Source organism: Thermoanaerobaculia bacterium (assembly GCA_035260525.1).
Lineage (GTDB): Bacteria > Acidobacteriota > Thermoanaerobaculia > UBA5066 > DATFVB01 > DATFVB01.
Genome location: DATFVB010000263.1, coordinates 1 through 7,001 on the forward strand (window position 1 = coordinate 1; position 7,001 = coordinate 7,001).

6 protein-coding genes are annotated in these 7,001 nt (G+C 70.0%); 2 read left to right on the forward strand and 4 right to left on the reverse strand.

Annotated features, from left to right (window positions below):
* A partial coding sequence (ygiD, locus tag VKH46_12755; protein ID HKB71707.1) for a 4,5-DOPA dioxygenase extradiol occupies positions 1–744 on the reverse strand: 744 nt, incomplete at its 3' end.
* 283 nt (positions 745–1,027) lie between these two features.
* Here ygiD and VKH46_12760 point away from each other — a divergent pair.
* A complete protein-coding gene (locus tag VKH46_12760; GenBank protein ID HKB71708.1) occupies positions 1,028–2,179 on the forward strand; it encodes a hypothetical protein in 1,152 nt (383 codons plus the stop codon).
* A gap of 135 nt (positions 2,180–2,314) precedes the next feature.
* Here the strand turns inward: VKH46_12760 and VKH46_12765 are convergent, their stop codons facing one another.
* The 3 genes from VKH46_12765 to VKH46_12775 form a co-directional block, all read right to left on the reverse strand.
* Positions 2,315–2,509, reverse strand: a complete 195-nt coding sequence (locus VKH46_12765) for a hypothetical protein (protein ID HKB71709.1) — start codon at positions 2,507–2,509, stop codon at positions 2,315–2,317.
* Between the two features lie 18 nt (positions 2,510–2,527).
* Positions 2,528–3,706: an alkaline phosphatase family protein gene (locus VKH46_12770; protein ID HKB71710.1), complete on the reverse strand. Its 1,179-nt coding sequence runs from the start codon at positions 3,704–3,706 to the stop codon at positions 2,528–2,530.
* Between the two features lie 103 nt (positions 3,707–3,809).
* Positions 3,810–4,841, reverse strand: coding sequence for a hypothetical protein (locus VKH46_12775; GenBank protein ID HKB71711.1), 1,032 nt, complete (start codon positions 4,839–4,841; stop codon positions 3,810–3,812).
* A gap of 306 nt (positions 4,842–5,147) precedes the next feature.
* On the opposite strand from VKH46_12775, the gene VKH46_12780 reads away from it, so the two are divergent.
* A partial coding sequence (locus tag VKH46_12780; protein ID HKB71712.1) for a CarD family transcriptional regulator occupies positions 5,148–7,001 on the forward strand: 1,854 nt, incomplete at its 3' end.

A 7,001-nucleotide genomic window follows, 5' to 3' on the forward strand; every position in this document is an offset into this window, starting at 1 on the left:
CGAGATCGACCCGCCATCGACGCCCTCCACGGGAAAGGAGACCTCCTCTCCCGGGCGCCTCAGCGCGATCACGTGGAGAAGCGGCAGGTAGTGATCGGGCGTGGGGACCGAGAGCGTTGCGTCGGGCCCGAGGCTTTCGTAGCCGACGAGCGGCGCGTCGTCGCCTTCGAGGAGATACCGCCGCGCCTGCTCTTCGAACCGCACCGCCCAGTCGAACGGCTCGGCCGGGTGGCGGCCCCACGCATAGGCGTGCAGGTTGTGGACGAGATTGCCGCTTCCGAGGACGAGCACCCCTTCGTCGCGCAGCGGCGCCAGGAGCTTGCCGAGCTCGTAGTGGAACTCCGGCGACTGCGTCTCGTCGATCGAGAGCTGGACGACGGGAACGTCCGCCTTCGGATACATGCGGCAGAGGACCGACCACGTGCCGTGGTCGAGGCCCCATCCCAAATCTCGCGCGACCGGGAGCGGCGAGAGGAGCGCGGCGACGCGCTCGGCGAGCGCCGGGGCTCCCGGCGCCGGGTAGCGGACCGCGAAGAGCTCGGGAGGGAAGCCGCCGAAATCGTGGATCGTGCGCGGCGACTCCATCGCGGTGACGGCCGTCTGCGGCACATACCAGTGAGCCGAGATCGCGAGCACCGCCTTCGGACGCGGGAGCCCCTTGCCGATCGCGGCCCACGCGCGGGTCCACGCGTTCTCCTCGATGGCGTTCATCGGGTTGCCGTGTCCGAAGAAAAAAACAGGCAGGCTGGCCACGGAGGGATCGTTTCGCCGGAGCAAAGCTATGTCAATAAGGAAGGCCACCATACGCCGAGTTGAAGCGGCAGAGCCGCTTAACTCGGCGGGTCTGATGCGCTCCTTTCACGCGCTGGACAGTGTGTTCGGAACCGAACCTGCGGGCAAGAACCGGAAAGCCCACTGACGAGGCGGGAGCGCAGAAGGCTGTCCGCCTTGCGCCGAGTTAAGCGGCGCGAAACGCGTCCGCTTCAACTCGGCGCCGGAGTCATCTCTCTTATACCATCCCGTCGCGATGACACCAGACCTGATCACCGCGTGCGTTTTCTGCGCGATGCAGCTCCTGCGGCCGGGACTCCCCTCCTCGCCCGGACTCTCGGCCGAGTTCGGGGCGTCCTACGCGACGCTCGCGCGCCGCGACGACAGCCGAACGGTCCTCCACAACGATTCTTCCGACGTGACGCCGAAGTTCCTGCTGGTCGGCATGGGGTCGTCCCGGGCGGCCGCCGGAGAGCTCGGCGCCGGCACCCCCGCCCGCGAGTGGTTCGCCAGGCTCGCGATCGCCAACTCCCACGACGAGGCGAGTCAGACTTTTCGCGTCCCGGACGCTGTCGTCGCGACCGGCTCCGGCCGGTACGAGAACTTCGACGCGGGAGTCCGGCTGCCGCTCGGGGAACGCGACTCCGTCGAGATCGCGGCGGCGCAGCGCGTCCACAAGATCGTCGACCTCGTCAACGTCGGCGGATCGAAGTTCCAGTTCTCCGAGGAGCGCGACCTCTTCGCCCAGCGCGTGGACATTTCGGCGGGATGGCGCCACCGGTTCCGGAACGCCGAGATCGCCGCGGCGTGGCGCGCGATCCGGCCCGAGGGGAAGTACAACACCGCGTACGTCTACCGGCAGGGGAAGAGCTGGCTGCAGGGCGGAGAGATCGAGGGACGCTGGCGGCGGGGATCGCTGGCGCTCGGCGCCTCGGTCGAAGCCGCTTCGACGGACATGGGCGTCCACGAGCAGCGGGTCCCCGATTTCGCGCACGTCTCGTACTCGGAGCGCGCGACGCTCTCCGCCGCGTCGATCTTCGCGACGAAGACCTGGGGCGGCACCGACCTCTATTTCTCGATCGGGGCGGACCGTTCGCGGCTGCCGTTCGTGGCGATGGCGGTGCTCGGCGAGGAGACGCGGTATTTCGACGAGGGCTACCGCCCGGTGTCGCGGACGCGGGAAGTCGTCTGGGACCTCGCGGCGCGCCGCCGCATCGCGCCCGGCGTCCACCTGCGCGCCTACCTCCGCGTGATCCAGGGAGGCGAAACCGTCTCGCTCGCCGATCCGTCGGGAGCGCTGCCTCCCGTCGAGCTTCGCGTCCGCCGGGGCGGCCATTTTCCGATCACGCAGTTCACGCTGGGGGGCGGAGCGGACTTCTCGATCGGGAGGACGCGAGGCTCGGATTGAGTGTTCCCCGCTCACGGCGGTGAGCGGGGAACACTCATCGCGCCGAAGCTCCGCAGGAGCGAAGGCGGATGCGAGCAGATCCTTCGCTGCGCTCAGGATGAGCCTTGCGCGCGCACGTCCGTGCGCGCTCCAGGCTCACTTCTTCTTGGGGGCCGGGCGATCGCCGCGATCGCCTTCACCGTGTTTGGCGACCGTCGACGAATGCTGGCGCCGGTCCTGCGAGAGCGACTTTCCGACGTCGACGACGTCCGAAAACTGCCCTTTGTCGTCGCGCCGGACGTAGCGCTTGTCTCCGGCGTGCGGCTCGATCAACTCTCTTTTTCCCGCCATGAAAAATCCCCCTAGCAACTATGGACAGGCCGTCGGCGTGAAGCTGCCCACCCCGTATGCGGGCGCCGACGGATTCGGGTTCGAGAAATCGAGGACCTCGGCGAGGTTGCGGGCCTCGGCGTCGCGCACGGAGAGCGGTCGCAGGTGGAACCGCCACTCGATCATCTTCAGGACCGAGGTGTGATCGTAGACGTTCGAGCCGACCCACCCGCGCCGCGACCACGGCGAGATGACGAGCGCCGGAACTCGGAACCCCCTCTGCGTGAAGGCCGGATCCACGTCGTCGGCGACCGGCGGCGGCACGTGGTCGAAAAACCCGCCCCACTCGTCGAAGTTCACGACGAGCACGGTCGAGGACCATTCGGGACTCGCGATGATCGCCTCGTACGTGCGGTCCAGGAACGACTCCCCCGCCCGGATGTCGCCGTGCGGATGATCGTCGGCGGAAGTGCCGCTCGATTCGCCCTGGAACGGCGGATCGACGAACGCGACGTCCGGAAGAGCTCCCGCGGCGCAGTCGGCGAGAAAATCGTCGTAGCTCCGCGTGATCGACGCGTACTTCGTTCCCCAGAGCGCGAGGAACGGGATGTCGCTCGCGTAGTAGCGGCCCGAGTATCCCTCCTCCGCGAGCCGGTCCCAGATCGTCGGCAGCGTGGAGGGCGGATACACGGAATCGTCCAGCCGGTCGGTCACCGCCGCATGCTCATAGATGCGGTTCGGATAGGTCGGCGCCATGATCGGCGCGAAGTAGCGATCGAGCACGGTCCAGTCGGCGGCCGCGCGGCCGAGGAACGCGAGATCGCTCTGAACGTAGTAGCCGATCGGAAAGAGATCGTCCGTCCCGGCGCGAAGCCATCCGTCGCAGAGGCCGCCGTCGAGCTGGGTCCTACCGCCGTCGTACGAATGATCGGGATCCGAGTAGGGGCATCCCTGGTAGTCGGGAGCGAGAGGATACGTGGCGTGGGCAACGCCGTCCCGATCGGTGTAGACCAGGCCCGCCTGCTTCCCGTCGGCGCCGGGGAGCCATCCCAGCATGTGGTCGAACGAGCGGTTCTCCATCGTCACGACCACGATGTGCCGGATCCCGGACCTCTGGGGGTTCGGAAGCCGCGTCGCGGGCTTCTTCGCCTCCGCGAGCCCGGCCCAGGAGACCACGGCGAGCAACAGCAGGCCGGCACGCACGCGCATTCTTTCCATCCTTCGCTCCTTTTCGGGCGTCTCCGATCCGGCTTTCGGCCGAGACACCGCCGACGACGGGGAGAGCAATCGACGTGCCGCGACCGGTCGATCGAAGAGATCGCTAGGCGAGGAAGCGGGAGAAGAGCTCTTCGAAAGAATCGGAATCGTCGGGAAGGAGGGCGATCGCCCGCACGCGGCGCTCGAGCCCCGCGATCCCCCGAAACGCGACCGGCTCGCGAAAGGCGATCTCGTAGCGAGGCTCGTCGAGGATCGCGAAGCGCAGCGTGTCGCGCCGCTTCGTGAACGCGCCGGGAGCCAGGCGCGACACGCCGAGCACGTTTGCGGCGTCCACGTCGGCGGACCATCGCATCCCGAATCGCAGGCGCAGCGTGCGTCCGTCGAAGGTCGCCGGTCGAAGCCTGAGCCCCTGGAAATCGCCGAGGAGCCAGAGGACCGTGTAGACGTCGAGGGCGGTGAACGTCCACGCCGCGCGAACGCTCCAGCGCGCCAGCAGCAGATGCGCCCCGAGCCCTTCTCCCGCGATCAGCACGAAGAAGCCGGCGAGAATCGTTCCCCACCCGCTCGCGCGGTGGAAGGTGACGCCGGGTTCGGCCCGGCGCCCGCTCTCCGCGGGCGGCGGCGACCGCCGCCATGACAGGAGCGCATACCAGAGGATCGCCGCTTCCGCCGAGACGAAGCCGGCGAGGCGGCCGGCGCCGAAGATGCCCTCGCAGGCGATCCGGATCTTCTCGACCGGATCCGGCGCCCCGGCCGACCGGAGCACGCGGGAGACCTTCCGGGCTCGCGCGACGACGACCGCGAGGAGGACGATCTCGAGGATCGACCCGAGGGACGCGAGGGAGTGGAGGAAATCCTGTTCACCGCGCGGGACGATGAACCGGGCGAGCAGCATTCCGCCGCCGAAAATCGGGATCAGGGTCGCCGGATGAGCGCCGCGGCGGACGACGAGAACGTAGTAGAGCACCGGGATCGTGAGACAGAGATCGAACGTCACGGCCCAGGCCGCCATCTCCGGCGCCCGGGCGAAGAGCGGCGTCCGGACGATCGCGGCGCAAACGGCGGCGATCAGGGTCGCCGACGCCCAGAACCGCGCCGTAAACGGCCGGCGGACGACGGTGGCGGAGGCGCTCATATCCGAATCTTACGCGAGACGGCTCAGAGGGTTTCGCGCCCGCGCGGCGGGAATCGGGAACCCGCCGCGCGGGTTACTATTGGCGAATGGTCGGACACTTCGATCCCGCGGGGAAGCCGGTCGCCGGATAGCCTCCTCGCCCCCGCCCGGGAACGCCCGGAGCTCGCGGAAGTCGCGGAAGCGCTCCGGCGCGCGGGGGTGCGCGCGCAGAACGAGAGCGCGGGTCCACGCGCTCAGAATGAACGCGCGGGGGTGCGCGCGCAGAACGAGAGCGCGGGTCCACGCGCTCAGAACGAACGCCCGGGGGTGCGCGCTCGAAGCAATTCCCGCGCGAAAGAGCATCCCCCTCTCGTCGTCTCGGGCGCGGTCGGGGCGCTTCCCGGCGCGATCGCGGCGCTGCTCGCCGAAACGGGTCCGGTCATCGTCGTGACGGCCGACGAAGCGTCGGCCGAGACGGTCGCTTCGGACGCCGCCGCGTTCGGCGGCGCCGGGATCTGTTCGGCGCCGGAGCCGTCGCTCACCCCTTACCAGCGGGTCGCGCCCTCGCTCAAGTACCGGCGGTCGGAGTTCGCGCTCCTCTCCTCCCTCGCCGACGGAACCTGCCGCATCGCCAGCGTGCCGGTGCGATTCCTCTTCGCCCGCCTCCCGTCTCCCGAGAGCTTTTCCGAGCGCCGTTTTCCGGTCGCGCGCGGAGCGACGATCGAGCGGGGCGCGCTGCTCGCGTTCCTCGCCCGAGAAGGGTACGCGGCGTCCGACCTCGTCACCGAGACGGGGGACTTCGCCGCGCGGGGAGGGATCGTCGACGTCTTTCCGCCGGACCGCGACCGCCCGATCCGGATCGAGCTCGACGGGGACGAGGTCGCTTCGATCCGGACGTTCGATCCGGACACGCAGCGATCCGACGCCGTCCTCGACCGAATCGTCTTCGGCGCGCTGGCCGCGGTTTCCGAGTCGGAGGAGGCCGAGGCGCTGCTCGAGGAAAAGCTCGGCCGCGCCCCGTCCGCGGCCGAGAGGACGCTCTTCCTCCCCGCCCTCGCCGGCAACGCCGCGATGCTCTTCGACTTCGCGCCGGGCGCGGAGATCGTCGTCCTCGAGCCGGCCGCGGTCGAGGAGTCCGCGCGCCGCTGGGAAGAGCGGGTCGCCGCCGACTACGAGCCGGAGCGGGACGCGATCGCCCCCGAGGCGCTGCTCCATCCGGGCGCCGCCCTCCGCGACGCCCTCGCGCGCCGGACGACCGTCGCGCTCGACCGGCTGGGACTGGCGCCCGGCGCTCCGGTCGCGCTCGCCGCGGAGGAGGTGACGGCCTTCGACGGCCGCGTGAAGGAGGCCGCCGCCGAGCTCCGCGCGGCGGCCGCGCGCGGCGACACGGTCCTCGTCGCCGTCCATCCGAAGGGGGGACCGGAGAAGCTCAGGCGCTTCGCCCGCGAGCTCGACGTGCGCGCGACCCCGATCCCGGGCCCGATCTCGGGGGGCTTCCGGCTGCGCGAAAGCGCCCTCGTCGTCTACTCCGAGGAGCAGATCTTCGGCGAGGACCGCACGACTCCCGCGCCGCGGCGGCGCGCCGCGGAGGCGTTCCTCTCGGACCTGCGGGACTTGAAGCCCGGCGATTTCGTCGTCCACGCGGACTACGGGGTCGGCCGCTTCCGCGCGCTGCGCCGCATCCCGGTCGAAGGCGCCGAGCGCGAATTCGTCGAAATCGCCTACGTCGACGACAAAACGCTGCTCCTCCCCGTCGAGCGCCTCGATCTGGTCCAGAAGTACTCGGGCGCGGAGGGCGCCGAGCCGAAGGTGGACCGGCTCGGGGGCGCGTCGTGGGGACGCAAGAAGGCCGCCGCCCGGAAGGCCGTCAAGGACCTCTCCGAGGACCTCCTCCGCATCTACGCCCGCCGCGCCCAGGCGCAGGGCTTCGCGTTCTCGAAGGACTCCCCGTGGCAGAAGGAGTTCGAGGACGCCTTCGAGTACGTCGAGACGCCCGACCAGGCGCAGGCGATCGCGGACGTCAAGCGCGACATGGAGCGGCCCTCCCCGATGGACCGGCTGCTCTGCGGCGACGTCGGCTACGGGAAGACCGAGGTCGCGATGCGCGCGGCGATGCTCGCGGTCCTCTCGAAGAAGCAGGTGGCGGTCCTCGTCCCGACGACCGTGCTCGCCTCCCAGCAC

Excerpts from the sequence above, each read along its gene's own strand:
- VKH46_12765 (HKB71709.1), bottom strand. The coding sequence starts at position 2,509 with ATGGCGGGAAAAAGAGAGTTGATCGAGCCGCACGCCGGAGACAAGCGC.
- VKH46_12770 (HKB71710.1), bottom strand. The coding sequence starts at position 3,706 with ATGGAAAGAATGCGCGTGCGTGCCGGCCTGCTGTTGCTCGCCGTGGTC.
- VKH46_12775 (HKB71711.1), bottom strand. The coding sequence starts at position 4,841 with ATGAGCGCCTCCGCCACCGTCGTCCGCCGGCCGTTTACGGCGCGGTTC.
- VKH46_12760 (HKB71708.1), top strand. The coding sequence starts at position 1,028 with ATGACACCAGACCTGATCACCGCGTGCGTTTTCTGCGCGATGCAGCTC.